Annotated in this window: 16 protein-coding genes and 1 other RNA gene; 14 read left to right on the top strand and 3 right to left on the bottom strand. The window is 71.8% G+C overall.

All coding sequences use genetic code 11. The features are described 5' to 3' along the window. Positions 1–79: 79 nt before the first annotated feature. The 9 genes from SD460_RS08630 (at position 80) to ffs (ending at position 9623) form a co-directional block, all read left to right on the top strand. Positions 80–1951, top strand: a complete 1872-nt coding sequence (locus SD460_RS08630; RefSeq protein WP_318306039.1) for a glycosyltransferase family 39 protein — start codon at positions 80–82, stop codon at positions 1949–1951. A gap of 622 nt (positions 1952–2573) precedes the next feature. Beyond that, a complete protein-coding gene (locus tag SD460_RS08635) occupies positions 2574–3587 on the top strand; it encodes an ABC transporter substrate-binding protein (RefSeq protein WP_318306040.1) in 1014 nt (337 codons plus the stop codon). Beyond that, the gene (locus tag SD460_RS08640) at positions 3584–4522 is read left to right on the top strand and encodes an ABC transporter permease (RefSeq protein ID WP_318306041.1); all 939 of its coding nucleotides are present in this window, start codon (positions 3584–3586) and stop codon (positions 4520–4522) included. The genes SD460_RS08635 and SD460_RS08640 overlap by 4 nt, the downstream gene beginning before the upstream one ends. Continuing rightward, on the top strand, positions 4519–5307 hold the full coding sequence (locus SD460_RS08645; RefSeq protein ID WP_290062458.1) for an ABC transporter ATP-binding protein: 789 nt from the start codon (positions 4519–4521) through the stop codon (positions 5305–5307). Before SD460_RS08640 ends, SD460_RS08645 begins: the two co-directional genes overlap by 4 nt. Before the next feature lie 25 nt (positions 5308–5332). After that, positions 5333–8146 (top strand): sensor histidine kinase, encoded by a 2814-nt coding sequence (locus SD460_RS08650; RefSeq protein ID WP_318306042.1) that lies wholly within the window; start codon positions 5333–5335, stop codon positions 8144–8146. Continuing rightward, positions 8143–8577: a roadblock/LC7 domain-containing protein gene (locus SD460_RS08655; protein ID WP_086861817.1), complete on the top strand. Its 435-nt coding sequence runs from the start codon at positions 8143–8145 to the stop codon at positions 8575–8577. Before SD460_RS08650 ends, SD460_RS08655 begins: the two co-directional genes overlap by 4 nt. Further along, positions 8577–8930, top strand: a complete 354-nt coding sequence (locus SD460_RS08660) for a DUF742 domain-containing protein (RefSeq protein WP_125309813.1) — start codon at positions 8577–8579, stop codon at positions 8928–8930. Before SD460_RS08655 ends, SD460_RS08660 begins: the two co-directional genes overlap by 1 nt. Next, the gene (locus tag SD460_RS08665) at positions 8908–9507 is read left to right on the top strand and encodes a GTP-binding protein (protein WP_290062184.1); all 600 of its coding nucleotides are present in this window, start codon (positions 8908–8910) and stop codon (positions 9505–9507) included. Before SD460_RS08660 ends, SD460_RS08665 begins: the two co-directional genes overlap by 23 nt. Positions 9508–9528: 21 nt before the next feature. Beyond that, positions 9529–9623, top strand: an RNA gene (ffs, locus tag SD460_RS08670) — signal recognition particle sRNA small type. Positions 9624–9858: 235 nt separating this feature from the next. Here the strand turns inward: ffs and SD460_RS08675 are convergent. Beyond that, positions 9859–10734 carry a spermidine synthase gene (locus SD460_RS08675; RefSeq protein WP_290062731.1) on the bottom strand — a complete coding sequence of 292 codons (876 nt, stop codon included), beginning with the start codon at positions 10732–10734 and terminating at the stop codon, positions 9859–9861. A 56-nt stretch (positions 10735–10790) separates the two neighbouring features. On the opposite strand from SD460_RS08675, the gene SD460_RS08680 reads away from it, so the two are divergent. Continuing rightward, entirely contained in the window at positions 10791–12341 is a 1551-nt protein-coding gene (locus SD460_RS08680) for an ALF repeat-containing protein (protein WP_290062732.1), read from the top strand. A gap of 97 nt (positions 12342–12438) precedes the next feature. Further along, on the top strand, positions 12439–14691 hold the full coding sequence (locus SD460_RS08685) for a DNA polymerase III subunit gamma and tau (RefSeq protein WP_318306043.1): 2253 nt from the start codon (positions 12439–12441) through the stop codon (positions 14689–14691). Positions 14692–15031: 340 nt separating this feature from the next. Here the strand turns inward: SD460_RS08685 and SD460_RS08690 are convergent, their stop codons facing one another. Beyond that, a complete protein-coding gene (locus SD460_RS08690) occupies positions 15032–15871 on the bottom strand; it encodes an N-acetylmuramoyl-L-alanine amidase (protein ID WP_290062776.1) in 840 nt (279 codons plus the stop codon). Between the two features lie 78 nt (positions 15872–15949). Here SD460_RS08690 and SD460_RS08695 point away from each other — a divergent pair, with 78 nt between their 5' ends. From SD460_RS08695 to SD460_RS08705, 3 genes are all read left to right on the top strand, one after another. Next, positions 15950–16309, top strand: a complete 360-nt coding sequence (locus SD460_RS08695; protein WP_290062777.1) for a YbaB/EbfC family nucleoid-associated protein — start codon at positions 15950–15952, stop codon at positions 16307–16309. A gap of 5 nt (positions 16310–16314) precedes the next feature. Beyond that, the gene (gene recR / locus SD460_RS08700; protein WP_290062778.1) at positions 16315–16911 is read left to right on the top strand and encodes a recombination mediator RecR; all 597 of its coding nucleotides are present in this window, start codon (positions 16315–16317) and stop codon (positions 16909–16911) included. 211 nt (positions 16912–17122) lie between these two features. Next, entirely contained in the window at positions 17123–19147 is a 2025-nt protein-coding gene (locus SD460_RS08705; protein WP_318306044.1) for a trypsin-like serine protease, read from the top strand. Positions 19148–19199: 52 nt separating this feature from the next. Here SD460_RS08705 and SD460_RS08710 read toward each other — a convergent pair whose 3' ends face one another. Then, on the bottom strand, positions 19200–20813 hold the full coding sequence (locus SD460_RS08710; RefSeq protein ID WP_318306045.1) for a glucosaminidase domain-containing protein: 1614 nt from the start codon (positions 20811–20813) through the stop codon (positions 19200–19202). Positions 20814–20867: the final 54 nt, after the last annotated feature.

A 20867-nucleotide genomic window follows, 5' to 3' on the forward strand; every position in this document is an offset into this window, starting at 1 on the left:
CACTCACGAGGCCGGATGCACAGCGCGCTCACAGCTTCGGCACAAGTTCACCACATGCGGTGGCGACACGGTCGGGACCATGACGACCACGCTGACGGCGCCCGCGCACGCCCAGCCCGTTCCGCCGGCCGCCCGGGAACCGCGGTGGGTCAAGCCTTCCGTGGCCGCCTTGCTGCTCGGGACCGGCCTGCTCTACCTGTGGGACCTGGCGAAAACCGGCTGGGCCAACGACTTCTACGCGATGGCCGCGCAGGCCGGCACGTGGAGCTGGAAGGCGTTGTTCTTCGGTTCGCTCGACCCCGGCAACGTCGTCACCGTCGACAAACCGCCGTTCTCGCTGTGGGTCATGGGGTTGTCCGGGCGGCTCTTCGGCTTCTCCAGCTGGAGCCTGCTCGTCCCGAACGCGCTCGCCGGCGTCGCGTCGGTGGGCCTGCTCCACCTCGCCGTGCGGCGGCTTTCCGGGCCGGGGGCCGGGTTGCTGGCCGGGGCCGGGCTCGCGCTGACGCCGGTCGCCGCGCTCATGTTCCGGTACGACAACCCCGACGCCTTCCTCGTGCTGCTGCTCGTCGCCGGTGCGTACTGCGTGGTGCGCGCCCTCGAGCGCGGGAGCACGGGGTGGCTGCTGCTCGCCGGGGTCGCGGTCGGGTTCGGCTTCCTCGACAAGATGCTGCAGGCGTTCCTCGTGCTGCCTGCGTTCGTGCTCGCCTACGCCGTCGCGGCGCCGACGTCGCTCGGGCGGCGGATCTGGCAGCTGCTCGCCGCGGCGGGGGTGGTGCTCGTCTCCGCCGGCTGGTGGATCGCGGTCGTCGCGGTGTGGCCGGCCGCCGACCGGCCCTACATCAGCGGGTCGACCGACAACACCGTGCTGGAACTGGCGTTCGGCTACAACGGCCTCGGCCGGATCTTCGGCGAAGGCCGCGGTGGCGGCGGTGGCGGGACGTTCACGCCACCGGCGGGTGGCGGCTTCGGCGGCGGTTTCGGGGGTGAGACCGGGCTGACGCGGTTGTTCAGCGGCGAGTTCGGCGGCGAGGCGTCGTGGCTGCTGCCCGCCGCGGTCATCGGGCTGGCCGCCGGCCTGTGGTTCACGCGCCGCGCGCCGCGCACCGACCGGACGCGGGCGGCGCTGCTGCTGTGGGGTGGCTGGCTGGTCGTCACCGCGCTGGTGTTCAGCTACATGAGCGGGATCATCCACCCCTACTACACGGTCGCGCTGGCGCCGGGGATCGCCGCCACGCTGGGGATTTCCTCGCGGGAGCTGTGGCGCGGCCGGGCGAACTTCGCGGCTCGCGCGGTGCTCGCCGTCATGCTCGCGGTGACCGCGGTCTGGGGCTTCGTGCTCCTCGCGCGGACGCCGGACTGGCAGCCGTGGCTGCGCTACGCGCTGCTCGTGCTGAGCGCGGCCGCCGTGCTCGCGCTGCTCTTCGGCGCCGACCGGCTCCGGCGGCTCGGCCCGGTCGTGGCCGTGCTCGGCCTCTGCGGCGCGCTGCTCGGGACGACGGCCTTCACGCTGGCCACGGCAGCGACGGCGCACTCGGGCGGCACGCCGTCGTCCGGCCCGGCCGCGGCGAGCGGACGCGGGTTCGGCGGCGGGGCGCGGGGCTTCGGCGGCGGCCAGGCCGACACCGCGGTGATCGACCTGCTGAAGGGCACGACGACGAAGTGGGCCGCGGCGCAGAGCGGGGCGATGGAATCGGCCGGGCTGGCGCTCGCGAGCGGACGGCCGGTGCTCGCCATCGGCGGCTTCAGCGGCAGCGACCCCGCGCCGACGCTCGAGCAGTTCCAGCGGTACGTCGCGAGCGGCGACGTCCACTACTACGTCGCGGGCGGGCGCGGCGGCTTCGGGGGCGGCCGCGGGACCGCCGGTGAGATCCAGTCCTGGGTCGAGCAGAACTTCGCGCCGGTCACCGTCGGCGGCACGACCGTTTACGACCTGACTAAATCTATCAATTGATAGAAATGCGGAACCGTGTTTCGATCGTGTTAACGACCGGAGAAACATTCGCGGATCCGAGACCGATGCGGTATCGGCGGAGCCGCACACATGTTCGACCCGCGTCTCGGTGAGTGGGACACGGCGAACGTGTGTTCGCCGGCGCGAGATAGCGCTCGGTGATCAAGGTCCCGAGTGGTAACGCCCGAGGACTACTGCCCGTGCAATTGCACGGGCCGACTCCCCGATCTTGGCCGGGCGGCCGACAGAAACCGGCCCGAAACTGGTCGTCGAAAAGGTCGATGTTGCTGGTTGACACGGTTGATGGTCACTCGTTCGGATGCACTACTGGGGCGTTGTGTGGATCTTGTGCTACTCGCTAGGGTGTCCGCCGGGAGAGGGACAAGGGGTGGCTGACCTGGCACGCTCAGTGCTGCGTTCACAGTGTCGTGGGTAATCCTTGTCTCGCGTTCTCTCGCTATGACCCGATCAGGTGCGGCTGGAAGAGAGCAGCGATGACCGTGCGCGGTGGCGCAGCTCGGCCTTACCCGCCTCCTCGTCGTCACGACCCGTAGTCCCGAGCACCGCAATTCACCCTTTAGGTACGGCACCACTCCACTTCCCCCGCACTCTGGAGTTCGTTGTGATTTCCCGTCCTCGACCCCGTCTCCTGACGGTGCTCCTCACCGTGCTCACCCTCGCGGGAGTCACCGCGCTTTCCGGGTGCAGCGACAGTTCCGCCTCGGGCAGCGGCGGCAAGATCACGCTCGGGTTCAGCGCCTGGCCGGGCTGGTTCCCCTGGCAGGTGGCGCAGGAACAGGGCCTGTTCGCCAAGAACGGCGTGAACGTCGACCTCAAGTACTTCGACAACTACACCGACAGCATCAACGCCCTCTCCAGCGGTGCCATCGACGCCAACAGCCAGACCCTCAACGACACGCTGTCCTCGGCCTCCGGCGGCGCCAAGCTGTCGATCGTGCTGGTGAACGACAACTCCACCGGCAACGACAAGATCATCGCGCGGGACGGGATCAACGCCATCGCGGACCTGCGGGGCAAGAAGGTCGCGGTCGAGCAGGGGACGGTCGACCACTACCTGCTGCTCCTCGCGCTCCAGGCGGCGAAGCTGACCGAAAAGGACATCCAGCTCGTCAACCTGCCGACCGACGCCGCCGCGGCCGCGTTCGTCGCCGGCCAGGTCGACGCGGTGGGCGCGTTCGCGCCGTTCACCTCCAAGGCCCTCGAGCGCCCGGGCAGCCGCGCGATCTCGACGTCGGCGGAGTTCCCCGGCGCCATCCCGGACCACCTCGTCACGTCGCAGAAGCTGGTCAAGGAGCACCCGAAGGACGTACAGGCGCTGGTCAACACCTGGTTCGAGACGCTGACCTGGATCAAGAACAACAAGGACGCGGCCGTCGGGATCATGGCCAAGCGCGGCGGCGTGTCCGACGCGGACTACAAGTCCTACGACGCCGGCACCACGATCTTCACGCGCCAGCAGAACCTCGACGCGTTCACCCCCGGCGTCACCGCGCAGCACCTGGACTTCCAGGCGAACAAGATCATCGACTTCATCGTGAGCACCGGGCTCGCCCAGCAGCGCCCGTCGCTCGACGGGTTGTTCGACGACCAGTTCGTCAAGGCCGCGCCGCAGTGACCGGTCCGACCCAGCGCACGACCTCGGCGAGCTCCGCGGACGAGCGGGCCGCCGAGGCACTGGAAGCCGAGCAGCGGCTCGCCGAAGCGCAGGAGTCCAGGCGGGGCCGTCCCGCCTGGACCCCGCTGCCGCGCCGGACCCCGCCGAGGCGGGCCTCGGCGCTGTTCTCCCTGCGCACGCCCATTTCCGCCGGCGCCCGCTGGACGCTGGCGGTGCTGTCGTTCGCGATCCCGTTCCTCGCGTGGGTCGGGCTGAGCGTCAGCGGCGCCGTCGACTCGACGTTCCTGCCGTCCCCGGCCGCGGTGCTCAAGGCCGGGCTCGACATGGCGGGCAGCGGCGAGCTCTTCGGCGACCTCTGGGCGACCACCCAGCGCGTCCTCGAAGGCTTCGGCCTCGCCGTGCTGGTTTCGGTGCCGCTCGGCATCCTGATGGGCACCTTCGCCGCGGGGCAGGCGTTCTTCGAGCCGCTGATCGGCCTGCTGCGCTACCTGCCGGCGAGCGCGTTCATCCCGCTGCTGATCATCTGGCTCGGCCTCGGCGAGCCGTCGAAGATCGCCATCCTCTTCATCGGGACGGTCTTCTTCAACACGCTGATGACCGCCGACGTCGTCCGCGGCGTGCCGGGCTCGCTCCTCGACGTCTCCTACACGCTCGGCGCGCGCCGCGGCGAGGTGCTGCGCAAGGTCGTCGTGCCGCACTCGCTGCCGGGCATGATCGACGCGATCCGGGTCAACGCCGCCGCGGCGTGGAACTTCGTGGTCGTCGCCGAGCTGATCAACTCCTCGGCCGGCCTCGGCTACCGGATCGTCCGCGCGCAGCGGTTCCTGCAGACGGACAAGATCTTCGCGGTGCTGGTGGTCATCGGGGTCGCCGGGCTCGTCATCGACGTCCTGCTGCGCCTGTTGCGCACGCAGGTGGGGAAGTGGGCGGCATGACGCTGGAACTGCGGAACGTCGCCAAGGACTACGTCGTCCGCGGCGGCGTGACCCGTGCCCTCGACGGCGTGGACCTCGAAGTGCTGCGCGGCGAGTTCGTCTGCGTCGTCGGCGCGAGCGGCTCCGGCAAGTCGACGCTGCTGTCGCTGGTGGCCGGGCTCGACCGGCCGACCGGCGGCGAGATCGTGCTCGACGGCGTCCCGGTGACCGGCCCCGGGCCGGACCGCGGGCTGGTCTTCCAGTCCGGCGCGCTCTACCCGTGGCGCAACGTCGAGAAGAACGTCGCGTTCGGACTGGAGCTGCTGGCGCTCGACGCGGCCGAGCGCGCCGAGCGCGTCGACTGGTACCTCGCCGAAACCGGGCTCGACGGCGTCCGCAAGTCGCTGCCGAAACAGCTTTCCGGCGGCCAGAAGCAGCGCGTCGCGATCGCGCGGGCGCTGGCGTGCGAGCCCGATGTGCTGCTTCTGGACGAACCCTTCGGCGCGCTGGACGTCCAGACCAAAGAGGACATGCAGGTGCTGATCCGCCAGGTGTGGGCCGACACCGGCACGACGGTGCTGATGGTCACCCACGACGTCGAGGAAGCGGTGTTCCTCGGCGGCCGGGTGGTCGTGCTCGCCTCCGACCCGGGGCGGATCGCCGCCGACGTCGAGGTGGAGCTGCCCGCCGAGCGCGACCTGGCGGTGAAGCGCGAACCGCGGTTCCTCGCGCTGCGCGCCCGGATCGAGGACCTGGTCCGGGAGCAGCACCGGGGCCACGTGAGCCGGGTGGCCGCGGTCGAGTGAGAACGGAAGACGGGAAGGTGGCGGGATGAAGCACGGCGGGGCGACCGCGAAACGGGCGGGCGGCGGGGGTTTCCTCGCCCGGCTCGGCATTCGCGGCAAGCTGAACCTGCTGCTCCTGCCACCGCTGGTCGCGGTGGTGCTGGTGTCGGTGCCGTTCGTGCTGACGCAGGCGGAAAGCGCCGGCGCGGCCACGCAGTCGGCGACGGTCGCGCGCTACACCCAGCAGCTCGGCGGGCTGGTCCTGCAGCTGCAGCGCGAGCGGCTGCTGACCGGCGCCTTCGTCGCGACGCCGTCGATGCCCGCCGACCAGATGGTGCAGCAGCGGAAGTCGGTCGACTCGGCGGTCGAGAACGTGCGCTCGTCGCTCGGTTCCGGCGCGCCCGACGAGCTGGCGGCCGCACTGACCCGGATCGGCTCGCTCGCCGAGCTCCGGCAGAACGCCGACCGCCGCGGTGTCGCGCTCGACAGCGTCGCCCGGACCTACCACGCCGTGATCGGCGCGGTCATCGACGCGCTACGGCTCGTCCCGCAGCTCTCCGGTGACGCCGAGGGCACCCGGGAGCTGACCGCGCTCGAAGCGCTGCTGCGCGCGAACGAGGAGAACTCGTTGCGCGGCATGGCGTTGATCGTGACGGCGGTGTCACCGGAAGCCGGTCGATCCATTTTGGACGACGCGACCCAGCAGTCGCCGATCTTCACCGACCGGTTCGTCCAGCAGGCCGACAGCGCGCAGTCCGCGCTGGTCGTCAACGTCGACCAGAGCGAAGCGGGCCGCCGGATCAACGAGCTCGCCGCGCAGATCGACAACCCGCGTGACGCGGCCGGGACCACCCAGTACGTCGCCGACGTCCTCAGCGCGTCGGAAAGCCAGGCGGGACAGCGGAAACTGGTGCAGGAGCGGGTCACCGGCGAGATCGCCGACGCGGCGACCGGCCGAGCCGACGCCGGCACCCGGCTGGCCTGGACGGTCGGCCTCGGCGCGGGCGCGCTGTTCCTGCTGGTCGCCTTCCTCGCCGTCGCGGTCTCCCGCTCGATCGCGCAGCCGCTGCGGCGGCTGACCACCGCGGCGACGTCGGTCGCCGACCTCGCCGGCACCGAGCTCGTCCGCGTGACCGACACCGAGGAAGCCGAGGAGCAGGTCCCGCGGCTGGCCACCATCGACGTCGTTTCGAGCGACGAGCTCGGCAAGCTGGCCGCCGCGTTCAACCGGGTCCAGACCACCGCGGCCGAGCTGGTCGAACGGCAGGCGCTCACCCGGCGCAACACCGGCCTGATGTTCGCGAACGTCGCCAAGCGCACGCAGAACCTCGTCGGCCGCCAGCTGGCGCTGATCGACGAGGTCGAGCGCAACGAGCAGGACACCCGGCTGCTGGCCAGCCTCTACCGGCTCGACCACCTCTCCACCCGCCTCCGCCGGAACGCGGACAACCTGCTCGTCGTCTCGGGCACCCGCGACGAAACCCGCATCGCCGGCCCGATCGAGCTGTCGACGGCGCTGCGTTCCGCGCTCGCCGAAATCGAGGACTACCAGCGGGTGAAGCTCGGCGTCGTCGCCGAAATCCTGCTGTCCTCGGCGCTGGGCGCCGACCTCGTGCTGGTGTTCGCCGAACTGCTGGAGAACGCGACGTCGTTCTCGCCGCCGGGGTCGATGGTCGAGGTGGACACGATGCTCCTCGCCGACGGCTCGTGCCTGGTGAACGTCGTCGACCACGGCATCGGCATGACCGCGGAGAAGATGGCCGAGGAGAACAAGCGGCTCGTCGAGCGCGAACGCCTCGAGCTCGCGCCGACCAGTGTGCTCGGCCTGTTCGTGGTCGGCCGCCTGGCGCGGCGCCACGACCTGGGCGTCGAGCTGCTCGCGACGCCGACCACCGGCGGCGTGACCGCGCGGCTGACCATCCCGCCGTCGCTGTTCAGCCACCGCACCGGGCTGCTCCCGAAGACCGAGCCGGTGCCGGCGATCCCGGCACCGGTGGCACCCGCGCCGAAACCGCGTCCCGCCGAAGCCGCCGCGGTGGCCGCCACGGCGTCCTACCTGTCCACTTTGGACGAGGTGCGCCCGGTGGCGCGCCCGGCCGAACTGCCGGCGCCGGCGATCCCGGCCCTGCTGGGCCACGGCAACGGCTTCCGCTGGTTCAACCAGCTCGAACCGGTGTGGCCGGACAGCGAACCCGCCGAGCCGCCCGCGGCCGAACCCGAGCCGGAGAGCCGGGGCGGGCTGCGCCGCCGTGTCCGCGGTGCCCAGCTGCCCGACCCGGGCACGACGGCGCCGCCGGTCGACGGCAAGCCGCGCCACGACCCGGCCGCGACCAAGCTCGCCATGGACGGCTTCCAGAGCGCGTTCGCCAAGGCCGCCGAGGAGACCGACCCCGCACTTTCACGTGAAAGTGCGGCCCCGAGGTCAGCACTTTCACGTGAAAGTGCGGCTTTGGCCGCGCCGACGGTCGTGACCTCGGCCGTCCAGCCGCCGACCGCGCCCGTTCCGTCGCCCGGTGACGGCGCGTCGCTGCCGGTGCGCGTACCAGGGGACTCGGCGATGCCCGGTGGCGCGGTGCGCGCCGCCGCGCCGGCCGCCGCGACCCCGCCGTCCCGGGACGGCCTGGTCCGCCGCGTCCCCGGAGCCCAGCTCGCCCCCGGCCTGCGCCAGCAGGCCGCCGCGGGGCGGCCGATCGCCCGAGCCGTCGTCAACCGCAGCAAGCGGGACCCGGCGGCCGAGCGAGCGGCGTTCGACGCGTTCGCCGCCGGCCTGGCCAAGGCGGACGTGGTGACGGCAGACAGCCCGCCCCAAGGCGTGGTCGCCGGTCGTGTGATGGAACGAGGAGAAGAGAGCAGGAAATGAGCATCCCCGCACCTGGAGTCAGTGTCGAAGCCCAGAACTTCAACTGGCTGGTGAGCCGCTTCGCGCAGCACACCGCGGGCGCGATAGCCGCCATCGCGGTCTCCGCCGACGGCTTGCTGATCGCGGTGTCGTCGGAGCTCGAGCGCTCCAACGCCGACCGCCTCGCCGCCATCTCCTCCGCCATGCTCGGTCTCGCGCACGGCGTCTCCGAGAGCCACCCGCTCGGCTCGCCCGACAAGGTGATCATCGAGCTGGAGCACGGGTACCTGCTGGTCTGCACCATCAGCATCGGCTGCTCCCTCGGCGTCCTCGCGAACAAGCAGGCGAGCCTCGGCACGATCGCCTACGAGATGGCGATGTTCGCCAACCGCGCCACCGAAGTCCTCACGCCGGGCCTGATCGAGGAGCTCAAGAACACTGTGGGTGCGTGATGACCGAAGAGCCGGACATCTCGCTGCTGCGGCCGTACCTGATGACCTCGGGACGAGCCCAGCCGGTGGACCAGACCCTCGAAATCGAGGCTCAGGTCATGACGTCCCGCTTGGGTGCGGCGTCGCACCCGAAGCTCACGTTCGAGCGGCAGGAAATCGTTTCCCTCTGCCGGAGCACCATGTCGGTCGCCGAGGTGGCCGCCATGCTCGGCCTCCACATCGGCGTCGCCCGCGTCCTGGTGGCCGACCTCGCCGAGCTGGGCTACGTCGTCGTCCGGCGCCCGGGGAACCACAACAAGCACGACCTCGGCATGATCGAAAGGGTCATTCGTGGACTCGAAGCCATTCACTGAACCGGCGGCCCGCCCGCCGGCCCCGGTCAAGATCGTCATCGCGGGCGGCTTCGGCGTCGGCAAGACGACGGCGGTCGGCGCCATTTCGGAGATCAAGCCGCTGACCACCGAAGCGGCGATCACGTCGGTGGCGGCTTCGGTGGACCGCACCGGCCACGTGCCGGCCAAGACCACGACGACGGTCGCGCTCGACTTCGGCTGCATCACGATCGACGACGAGGTCAAGCTGTACCTGTTCGGCACCCCGGGCCAGGACCGCTTCGGCTTCATGTGGCAGGACCTGGTCCACGGCGCGCTCGGCGCGCTGGTGATCGTGGACACCCGCCGGATGGACGACTGCTACCCGGCCGTCGACTACTTCGAGAACGCGGGCCTGCCGTTCGTGGTCGCGGTGAACATGTTCGACGGCTCGCTCGGGCACAACCTCGAGGACATCCGCTGGGCCCTCGCGGTCAGCGAGGACGTCCCGCTGATCACGTTCGACGCGCGGCAGAAGCTCTCGGTGCGGGACGCCCTGCTGGCGGTCCTGCACAACACGTTCAAGAAGGCTCGGGCCCAGGCGGGCGCAGGGGCCTGAGAGCCTGTGGGTACACTGATCCACGGACCCCGCGCGGCGTCCACCCTGTGAACCTCCCCAGGGCCGGAAGGCAGCAAGGATAAGCAGGCTCTGGCGGGTGCGCGGGGTCCCCTTCGTTTCGGCTCCGGCTTCCTTTCGGCTCCGGCTCTCGGGGCTTCGCCCCTTCGCCGGGCCTGCACTTCGTCCTTTTGCCCGGGGGCCGAGCCCCCGGACCCCCACGGTGCCTCGTGCGCCGGTTGGGGGGTCTGCCGTGGCTTTGGGCGCCTGCCCGTGCGTGGGTGAGTGGGTGGGGTGCTGCGGGTGGTCGTGAGTGTTAAATCGGGTTAGAACCCGACTTAACACTCACGAGCTTTAGAAGAGGCCCAGGACGTCGTTGGGGGGCTGGGGGGATGGTGGGAGGTCCGCGTCTGTGAGTGGGGCCGCTCGGCCTGCCAGCTTGTGCAGCTCGGGGCCGTGGACGCACCTTGCCGGGAATGCCGCTGATGCCGTTCGGCGGTCGAGTTCTGCCGTGGGGAGCGGGGCCGCCGAGGCCGCGAAGACCAGGTTGCCGTAGCGGCGGCCCTTCAGGACCGCCGGGTCCGACAGCACCAGCACCTCCGGGAAGACCTCCCGCAACGTCGCCAGGAAGCGGCGGGCGAACGGGAGACCCGAGCCGTCCGTGATGTTGGCCAGGTAGACGCCCGGGGCGCGCAGTACTTCCGCGATCGCGCGGGTCGCCTCCAGGGTGGCCAGGCCGCCGGCCAGCGTCGCGCGCTCGAACGCGTCGACCACCACCAGGTCCGCCGTGTCCTCGCGGCGGGTCGCCAGGCCGGTCCGGCCGTCGGTGATCCGGACCCGCAAGCCAGGGATCCGCAGGCCCAGCTGGGTGCGGACCAGGTCGACCAGCTCGCCGTCGGCGTCGAACACCAGCTGCCGCGAACCCGGCCGCGTCGCCGCGACGTACCGCGGGAGCGTGCACGCCGCGCCGCCGATGTGCAGGGCGTCGACCGGCCCCGGCGGCAGCAGGTCGACCACGTCCCCGAACCGCCGGACGTAGTCGAACTCCAGGGTGGCCGGGGCGTCGAGGTCCACGTACGACTGCGCGACCCCGTCCACCGACAACAGCCAGGCGTTGCCGCGGTCGGCGTCGCGGATCAGCTCCGCCGTCCCGAAGCGCACCGGGTACCGCCCGGCCACCGGCCCCGTCTTTCGCGAGCGACTCACGAAGTCCGAGGTTATCGGAAACATTCCGCCGGCCGCGGCGATAAGTGAGCGGAACGATCATCGATCGAGGGGGCTTTTCCTTGCGTGCGAACGCAGTAATCGTTGTCGCGGCACTCGCCGCCGTCGCGCTGGCGACGCCGGCCGCCGCGGACGTCCGGCCCGACCGGGCCCAGGCCGTCTCGCTGCTGGAGACCGGCGGGCCCAGCGTGAGCCGGGCCGCCGAGACGGCGCTGCTCGGCTCACCCGCCGACCTGCAGACCTTCCTGACCGCCGGCCAGTACCAGGCGAAGGACGTCGACGACCGGGTCCTGGTCAACCAGGCCATGGCCGCCGGCGGCCCGGCCACCCAGCGCGCCGCCCAGCAGGCGCTGGACGGCAGCGTCGAGGACATCCGGGCCTTCCTGGCCACCGGACTGGCCCAGGCGCGGATCGCGGACGACCGGATCGCGGTCGGCCAGGCCATGAGCGCCGGCGGCCCGACGGTGAACGCCCGCGCCCAGAAGGCGCTCGACGGCACGCCCGCCGACGTCCGCGCCTTCCTCGAGACCGGCCTGCAGCAGGCGCGCGAGACCGATGAGCGGATCACCGCCGACCAGGCCCTCGCGGCCGGCGGACCCGAGGTGAAGGCCGCCGCGCAGACGGCGCTCGACGGCACCCCGGACGACGTCCGCTACTTCCTTTCCCTCTGGCGGCAGGTCGCCGCGAACGGTGACGCCGAGCTCGCCGCCGTCCAGGCGCAGGTCGACTACGGCAAGGCCGCCGCGGCCAACCACAGCGCCATCGGCGTGCAGCTGGCCAGGAGCCGCGCCACGACGATCGCCTCGGACGCGCGCCAGGCGAACACCGACCGGCTCACCGCCCAGCAGGACGCGGCCCAGCACGACGCGCAGGTCGCGGCCGGCGCGGCTGCCGACGCGGAGCAGCAGGCCCGTGACGCCGCCGCCCGCGCGGCGCAGGCCAAGGCCGACAACGACAAGCTGCTCGCCGACGCGGCCGACCCGGCACTGACCGTGCCGAACGGCCGCCGGGCCTCGGCCTACCTGCTGCGCAACGGCGGCGCCGCGGTGAAGAACGCGGCCCGTGCGGCGCTGAGCGGCTCCGACGACGACGTCGTCACCTTCGTGCGGAGCGGGCTCGTGGCCGCGCAGGAGACCGACGACCGCGCCGCCGTTACGGCGATCGCGGCCGACGCGAAGGCGCGCCCGGGGCTGCGTCAGGCGGCCCGTGACGCGCTGGCCGGGCCGTACTCGGCGGTGGCCGCGCTGCTGCGCACCGGGGACTACCCGGGCCGCGACACCGACGACCGCGTCGAGGTGAACCAGATCATGGCCGCGGGTGGTCCCTCGACGAAGTCGTCGGCCCAGCGGGCGCTGGACGGCACCGTCGCCGACGTCCGCGAGTTCCTGGCCCACGGCCAGTACGCCGCCCACCTGATCGACCTGCGGGTCAAGGTGACGCAGACGCTGTCGGACGGCGCCGAGGTCGAGGCGGTCGCGCAGGGCGTCCTCGACGGCCCGGCCTCGTTCCTGCAGCCGTACCTGGACGGGGAGCTGGCGAAGGCGCGGGCGCGGGACGCCTTCACCGCGGAGCACGTCGCCAAGGTGAACGCGCTGCTGGCCCAGCTGCCCTGACCGCACGGCGAAGGTTGTCGGTGGTGCCCGGTACTCCATCCATGCCCCCGCCACCGCCCTCAACGGAGACGCTTCGCGTCACGGTAGATTCACGGGCGTGGCTCTCGCGCTGTACCGCAAGTACCGTCCGGCGACCTTCGCCGAGGTCGTCGGTCAGGAGCATGTGACCGATCCCCTCCGCACGGCGTTGTCCGCCGGGCGGATCAACCACGCCTACCTGTTCTCCGGCCCGCGCGGCTGCGGCAAGACGTCGAGCGCGCGCATCATGGCGCGCTCGCTGAACTGCGCCAAGGGCCCGACCCCCGACCCGTGCGGCGAGTGCAACTCGTGCCGCGCGCTGGCGCCGGAGGGGCCGGGCAGCGTCGACGTCACGGAGCTGGACGCGGCGAGCCACGGTGGTGTCGACGACGCTCGTGAGCTGCGGGACAAGGCGTTCTACGCGCCGGCCGAGTCGCGCTACCGCGTGTTCATCATCGACGAGGCGCACATGGTCACCACGCAGGGCTTCAACGCCCTGCTGAAGATCGTGGAAGAGCCGCCGGAACACGTCATCTTCATCTTCGCGACGACCGAGCCGGACAAGGTGCTGACCACCATCCGCTCGCGCACGCACCACTACCCGTTCCGGCTGATCCCGCCGAGCTCGATGCGCGCCCTGCTGGAGCGCAACATCGCCGCGGAGGGCGTCGAGGTCGAGCCGTCGGTGTACCCGCTGGTCATCCGCGCGGGCGGCGGGTCGGCGCGCGACACGCAGTCGGTGCTCGACCAGCTGCTCGCCGGCGCCGGGCCCGACGGCGTGTCGTACAGCCGCGCGGTGGCGCTGCTGGGCGTCACCGACGTCGCGCTGATCGACGACATGGTGGACGCGCTGTCGACCGAGGACGCCGCGACGGTGTTCGGCACGGTCGAGAAGCTCGCGGAAGCCGGCCACGACCCGCGCCGCTTCGCCACCGACCTGCTCGACCGGCTGCGCGACCTGGTGCTGCTGCGCGCGGTCCCGGATTCCGCGGGCGGGCTGGTGTCCGCGCCCGAGGAGGAACTGACGCGGATGGTGGCGCAGGCCGAGCGCATCGGCCTCGGCACGCTGTCGCGCTACGCCGACATCGTCCACAATGGACTCCTGGAGATGCGCGGCGCGACTTCCCCGCGGCTCGTGCTGGAGTTGCTGGCGGCCCGGATGCTGCTGCCTTCGGTGACGGACGCGGAAAAGGCGCTGCTCGCCCGCATCGAACGCCTGGAGCGCCGCGCGACGGCCCAGGTGCCCCCGGCGGAGGGTGGCGTCGAGCCGCCGTTGCGGGGAGCGTCCGAGCGGGAGTTCTCACGTCCTTCGCAGCGCGCGGCGTCGGCGGGTCCGGCACCGGTGGCGGAGCCGGTCCAGCGCCCGCCGGCCCCGGAACCTACGAGCGCTCCGGCGGCTTCGGGCGCTGCTGCTCCGTCGGCTGGGGCCTCCGCTCCGGCAGCTCAGTCCGCGGACGGCGGCTGGGGTGCCCCGCGCACGCCCGGTGGTGGCACGCCCGCCCCGGCGGCCGGTGGTGGCGCCGCTGGTCCGGCTGCTCCTGCTGCTCCCGTGGCTGGTGCTGCTGCCGGCGCTCCCGCGGCTGGTGTGGCTTCAGGTGCTCGTGCGGCCGAGTCCGGCGCGGCGCAGTCCGCCGACGGTGGCTGGGGCACCCCGCGCACCCCCGGCGGCGGGACGCCCGCCCCGGAAGCCGCACCCGCACCCGCACCCGCTCCCGTCGCCGCGCAAGCCGCGCCCGCGGCGGAGGGTGCGATGGACGCCGCCGCGATCCGGAACATCTGGCCGCAGCTCATGACCGCGTTGCGCAAGTTCACCGGGGGGCGCAGCCTCGAAGCGATGCTGACCCAGGCCACCGTGGCGAGCGTCGAGGGTCATGCCGTCACGCTCACCCACAAGTCCGAGCCCCTGTCGCGCCGCCTCTCCGACCAGGACAACGCCCGCAAGATCGCCGGCGCGCTGACCGACGTCCTCGGCGGCGAGTGGCAGGTCCGCTGCGTCCACGGCAGCGCACCGGCGGCCCCCGCCGCCCGCGCTCAGCAGGCCGCGCCCGCGCCGGAGCGTTCGTTCACGCGCCAATCCGCCGCGGCCGCCCCGCCCGCCGAAGCCCCGGCCCGGCCGGCGACCCCGCCGCCACCGCCCGCGCGGCCCAAGGTCGCGACGAGCGAACCGGACATCCCGCTGCCCCCGGAACCCTCCGACGAGGACGACGAGGACCTCTACAACGAGGACGCCAGCCCGGCCCCGCCGCCGCCCCCACCGCCGCCGGACCAGGACCCGGACGAGCTGGCCCGCAAGCTCATCTCCGACCACCTGGGCGCCCGCCCGCTGGACTGACCGCGGCTCAGGGCGCCGGCCCGGCCCGGCTGCCGGACCAGTACCCGGATCACCTGGGCGCCCGGCCGCTGGACTAACTGCGGCTCCGGACGCCAGCGCGCCCCGCCGCCGGACCAGGACCCGGACGAGCTGGCCCGCAAGCTCATCTCCGACCACCTGGGCGCTCGCCCGCTGGACTGACCGCGGCTCAGGGCGCCGGCCCGGCCCGGCTGCCGGATCAGGACCGGACCACCTCGGCGCCCCGCCGCCGGACTGACCGCGTCTCGGGACGCCAGCCCGGCCCCGCCGCTGGACCAGGACCCGGACCACCTCGGCGCCCGGCCGCTGGACCGATCGCGGCTCAAGACGCCAGGTAAGCCTCGATCGCCGCGGCGATCGAGGCCGCGAAGCGCTGGCGACCGTCCGCGCTCGTCATCCGGGCCGCCTCCACCGCGTTGCGCATGTTGCCGCACTCCACCAGCGCGGCCGGGAGGGTCGACAGGTTGAGGCCGCCCAGGTCCGAGCGGGCCGACAGGCCGTTGCCGCCGATGTAGTTCGACGTGCTGAAGCCGCCCGTGCGCATCGTGTCGCGCAGGACCTCCGCCAAGCGCAGGGAAGGCGCGCCCTGTGCGGCGTTCAACGGCGGGGACGAATACGCGACGTGGAAGCCGTTCGCGCCGGGCGCGGTCGAGCCGTCGGCGTGGATCGACACGACGGCGTCCGCGTTCGCCTCGTTGCCGATCGCCGCTCGGCGGTCGACGCAGGGGCCGACGCCCGTATCGTCCTGTCGCGTGTACACGACCCGGATTCCCTTGGCCGCCAACGCGTCCCCGACCCGGCGGGCGACGTCGAACGTGAACGCGTGCTCGGGGTAGCCCGCGTTGGTCGCGGTGCCGGTGGTGTTGCACGGCTTGGTCTGGCCGCGCCCGGCGGGCACCTGGCGGTTGATCTCCGCCGGGTGGGACGCGTTGCCGCCGTTGTGCCCCGGATCGAGGACCACGACCTTGCCCGGCGCGGGTGCCACCGAAGACGCCGACGTGGACGGCGCCGGTGAAGGGGTCACCGTCGTCGGGGTCGGCGTGACCGTCCGCGTGGTGACGGGAGCGGGCGCCGGAGCCGCCGGGGTGTCTTCGGAGCAGCCGGTGAGCAGCAGGGCACCGGTCAGCAGCAGGGGGGCAATCGCGCGTCGCACGGCGACCACGGTGCCACAGCCCGGCACCCCGCGTGGCGCGACTACCCTGGTGGTGACACAGGCGTGCAGAGAGGACCGAGTGCGATCATGGTGCAACCCGGCGGCGGTTTCGACATCTCCCAGCTGATGCAGCAGGCCCAGCAGATGCAGCAGAAGCTCGTCGAGGCCCAGGAGGAGCTCGCCAACACCGAAGTCACCGGCACCGCGGGCGGCGGGCTGGTCACCGCGACCGTCTCCGGCGACAGCCAGCTCAAGGGCCTGCAGATCGACCCCAAGGTGGTCGACCCGGACGACGTCGAGACGCTGTCCGACCTGATCGTCGCCGCGGTGCGCGACGCGTCGGCGAGCGCGCAGAAGCTCACCGAGCAGAAGCTCGGCCCGCTGGCCGGCGGGCTCGGCGGCGGTGGCGGCATGCCCGACCTCGGCAGCCTCGGCTTCGGCGGCTGACGAACTTGTACGAAGGTGTCGTCCAGGACCTGATCGACGAGCTCGGGCGGCTGCCGGGGGTCGGGCCGAAGAGCGCCCAGCGGATCGCGTTCCACCTGCTGGCCGCCGATCCGGCCGACATCTCGCGGCTGCAGGACGTCCTCGGCAAGGTCAAGGAAGGCGTGCAGTTCTGCGAGATCTGCGGCAACGTCTCCGAGCAGCCGACCTGCCGCATCTGCCGCGACGAGCGCCGCGACCTCACGGTCATCTGCGTGGTCGAGGAGCCGAAGGACGTCCTCGCGGTCGAGCGCACGCGTGAGTTCAAGGGCCGCTACCACGTCCTGGGCGGCGCGCTCGACCCGTTGTCCGGCATCGGCCCGGAGCAGCTGCGGATGCGTGAGCTGCTCAAGCGGATCGGCGAGGCGGACATCACCGAGATCATCATCGCGACCGACCCCAACACCGAGGGCGAGGCGACGGCGACGTACCTCGTCCGCATGCTGCGGGACTTCCCCGGCCTGTCGGTGACGAGGCTGGCGTCCGGTCTCCCGATGGGTGGCGACCTCGAGTTCGCCGACGAGCTGACCCTCGGGCGAGCGCTTTCGGGCCGCCGGGCGCTTTAGTCCGTTCGAAAATGACCGAATTGTCCGGACGGACGTTTTCGACAGTAAGAGAATTGAGTTCGACGAGGAACGAGAGCCTGCGCAGCGGGCCAGTCAATAGCCAAAATGTGATATGCGCCACCGACGTCTGCGGTAAAAACCTGTCTCCGTTTTAGCGATGAGCCCCGAGGATCGGAAACTGATGAGGGGGCTCTCTGTGGATCGTTCACGCATGGCAGGCAGATCGGCGATCGGTGGTGTGCTGCTGCTGACCGGGCTGCTCGCCGCCGTTCCGGCGTCGGCCGTTTCGAACAGCTCGGTCGCCGCTGACGGGACCTACGGCTTCACCGCCAAACTCACCATGGACGGTCGTGCCTGCAGCGGTGTGCTCGTCGCGCCGGACTGGGTCGCCACGGCCGCCAGTTGCTTCCCGGAGAACCCGCAGGGCGGGGTGCCGGCGAAGGCGACCACGGCCGTCGTCGGGCGGACCGACCTCACCGGAACCGCCGGGCACGCCGTCAGCGTCTCCGGCTTGGTGCTCGCCGCCGGGCGGGACCTCGCGCTGGCGCGGCTTTCCGCGCCGGTCACCGATGTCGTCCCGATTTCGCTGGGGGCCACGGCGCCCGCGGCGGGCGAGAAGCTGCGGGTCGCGGGCTTCGGCCGCACCGACACCGAGTGGGTGCCCGGCAAGCTGCACAGCGCGGTCTTCACCGCCGGGGCGAACACCGCCACCACGGCGAGCCTCACCGGCGACGCCGGCGCGGACACCTGCCTCGGTGACGCCGGGGGCCCGGCGTTCCGCGAGGTCTCCGGCCGCGCCGAGCTGGTCGGGGTCAGCAGCGCTTCCTGGCAGCACGGCTGCTTCGGCGAGACCGAGACCAGGCAGGGCAGCACCGCGACCCGGACCGACGACGTCGTGTCCTGGATCCGGCAGACGGTGGTCACCCCCGCCGCGAAGGGCGTCGCGCACACGATCGTCGTGAGCTGGCCCGGGTTGCCGGCGGCGGACAACGCCAGTTACGCCGTCTACGGTTCGACGACCGCGGACGTCCCGGTCGACGCGGCCCACCAGCTCACCACGACGTCGTCGCTGTCGTTCACCCACACGCAGCTGCCGGCGAAGCAGACGCGGTACTACCGGGTGGTCGCCACCGCGGCGACCGGCCCGGCCGGTACGCCGTCGGCCGTCGTCTCGGCCACGACGCCGCTGTCCACGGGCACCGACTTCACCGGTGACGGCCTGGAAGACGTCGGCGCGATCTACGACTTCAAGAACGCGCGCACCGGCCTCTACGTCTGGCCTTCGCTCGGCCCGGGCTCGGTCGAGTCCCCGATCCTCGGCTCGCCCGCGCTCAAGTGGGACAGCGGGAACGGCGCGGTGAACGCCGCCCAGGCGCGCTGGCTGACCGGTGACTTCAACGGCGACGGTCGCAGCGACTTCGCGATGGTCTACGACTACCTGAACAACAGCTCGACGATCTGGCTCTGGTACGCCAACGTCGCCGGCGGGTTCGACGCGCAGGGCGTCAAGTGGGACAGCGCGAACTTCTCGCCGAGCAAGGCGCGGTTCGTGGCCGGCGACTTCGACGGTGACGGCCGCACCGACATCGGTGCCGCCTACGACAACGGCAACGCCAGCATGTCGTTCCTCACCTGGCACGCCACGGCGACCGGGATCGACGCCCCGGTGACCCAGTGGACCACGCCCGCCGGCGCCTGGGGCCTCACCCAGTCGACGTGGGTGGCCGGCGACTTCACCGGCGACGGCCGCGCCGATCTCGCGTCCTTCTACGACTACCGCAACAACACGGCGAACCTGTTCCTCTGGACCGCGAACGCGGCCGGCAAGTTCGACGAAAAGGGCGTGAAGTGGAACGGCACGGCCTTCACCCCGGCCAAGGCGCGCTTCGTGACCGGCGACTTCGACGGTGACGGCCGCACCGACATCGGCGCGGCCTACGACAACGGCAACGCCAGCACCACGTTCTCGACCTGGCGTGCGACGGGTGACGGCTTCGACGCCCCGGCCGTCAAGTGGTCCAGCGGCGCGGGCAACTGGGCGTGGGCCAAGTCGCAGTGGACCGCGCCGGACATCGACGGTGACGGCCGGGCGGACGTGATCGCCAGCTACGACTACGGGAACTCGAACACCGGCCTGTTCTACTGGCACACGGCCCAGAACGGTGCGCTCGAGGACCGCGGCGGCAAGTGGAACAGCAATGGCACCTTCAGCGCGGCGCAGGCGCTCTTCCTCTGACCGGCTGAGCCGAAGCGGGCCGTTCACGATTCGTGAACGGCCCGCTTTCTCTTTATCGGCCCCAGTTTTCGACGTCGGGGGCGCCCATGTCGGTGTTCCAGTACCAGTGGGTCAGGGTGCCGTCGGTGGCGCGGCCGTAGATGTTTTCCTGGGTGTCGGTGGCGAAACCGGTCGGGTTGGCGCCGAGGTTGCCGCCCCAGTTGTCGTGCTGGGGCAGGTTGTCTTCGGGGGTCCAGTACCAGTGGCCGAGCTGGTTGTCGGGCGTCCGGGCGAACACGTGCTGCTGGTCGTTCCACACGTAGGCGACCGGGTTGCCCTGGATCGCGGCGCCGAGGGGCTCGTCGATCACGTCTTCGGCCGGGGTCCAGTAGAAGTGCTTCAACGTCCCGTCCGTCCCGCGGGCGAAGACGTGCTGCTGCTCGCCGAAGGCGTATCCGGTGGGGTCACCCGCCAGGGTGCTGGAGCCCCAGATCCCGTAGTCGGGGTCCGCGTCGGTGGGAGTCCAGTACCAGTGGGCCAAGTGTCCGTCGGTGCTGCGGCCGAAGACGTGCTGCTGGTCGCCCCAGACGTAGGCGACGGGGTCGCCGGCGATGCTCTGGGCCTGGGTTTCTTCGACCATGCCGGTGTCCGGGGTCCAGTAGAGGTGCTTGAGCTTGCCGTCGGTCCCGCGGGCGAAGACGTGCTGCTGGTCGCCGAAGGCGTAGCCGGTGGGGTTACCGGCGATGTCGTCGGCGCCCCACTGCTCGAAGTTGGGGTCGGCGTCGGTGGGGTACCAATACCAGTGGCCGATGGTGTTGTCGGTCAGCCGCGCGAACACGTGCTGGGTGTCGCCCGCGACGAAGGCGACCGGTTCGCCGGCGAGGGCGCCGGGGTAGGACTCGGATTCGATCGACTCACCGGCGTTGTAGGAGTGCAGCAGGGCACCGTCGGAACCGCGGGAGAACATGTGCTCCTGCGTCCCGTACCGGTAGGACGCCGACGCCGCGATCCCCTCGTCGCCGAGTGACGCGCCGGGCGCCGTGCCGGAGTCGAAGCGGTAGAGGTCGTAGGTGTTCATCAGCGAGATGACCTTGTTCGCGTAGTTCGGGTCGGTGGCGTAGTGCTTGCTCACCTGGCGGATGAAGGCGTCCGGGTCGTGGCGGTACGGGAGCGCGTCCGAGTAGTACGAGCTGGTCGTGAGGAGGCGGCCGTAGTCGCGGAACGAGTTCTCCATCGAGTCGTAGGACCGGAAGTACGCGTTGACGGTGTGGCACGGCGCCGGCACGCACTCGGTGGTCGGGTACGGCGCGCAGCCCTTCGCGAACGGGCCGGGGCTGGTCGGCGAGGTGCACTTGAAGCCGAAGTAGTTCCGGTCGTTGACCGAGAGCGTGCTGCGGCCCCAGTCCGACTCCAGGATGGACTGGGCGGCGGTCACCGAGGCCGGGATGTCGAAGTCGTCGCGGACGCGTTGCGCGGCGGGGCCGGCCGCGGCGACGTACTCGTCCTGGAAGCCGGCCTTGACGGCCGCGTCTCTCATCGCGGCCGACCGTTGTTCTTCCTGGGTCGTGGTGCTCGTGCCCGGGTCGCTGGTCGTCGGCTGCCCGGCCGAAGCGGGCGCGACGAGGGCCAGCGTGCTGATCAACGCGCCGAGCCCGCCGACGGTGATCCGGGTGGCGGTGCGGGTCATGGTGTCCTCCAGGTCGTGGCGATGGGCCCAGCCTGGAAGCCCGGTCTCCAAGTC

The sequence above is a fragment of the Amycolatopsis solani genome, from assembly GCF_033441515.1.
GTDB lineage: Bacteria > Actinomycetota > Actinomycetes > Mycobacteriales > Pseudonocardiaceae > Amycolatopsis > Amycolatopsis solani.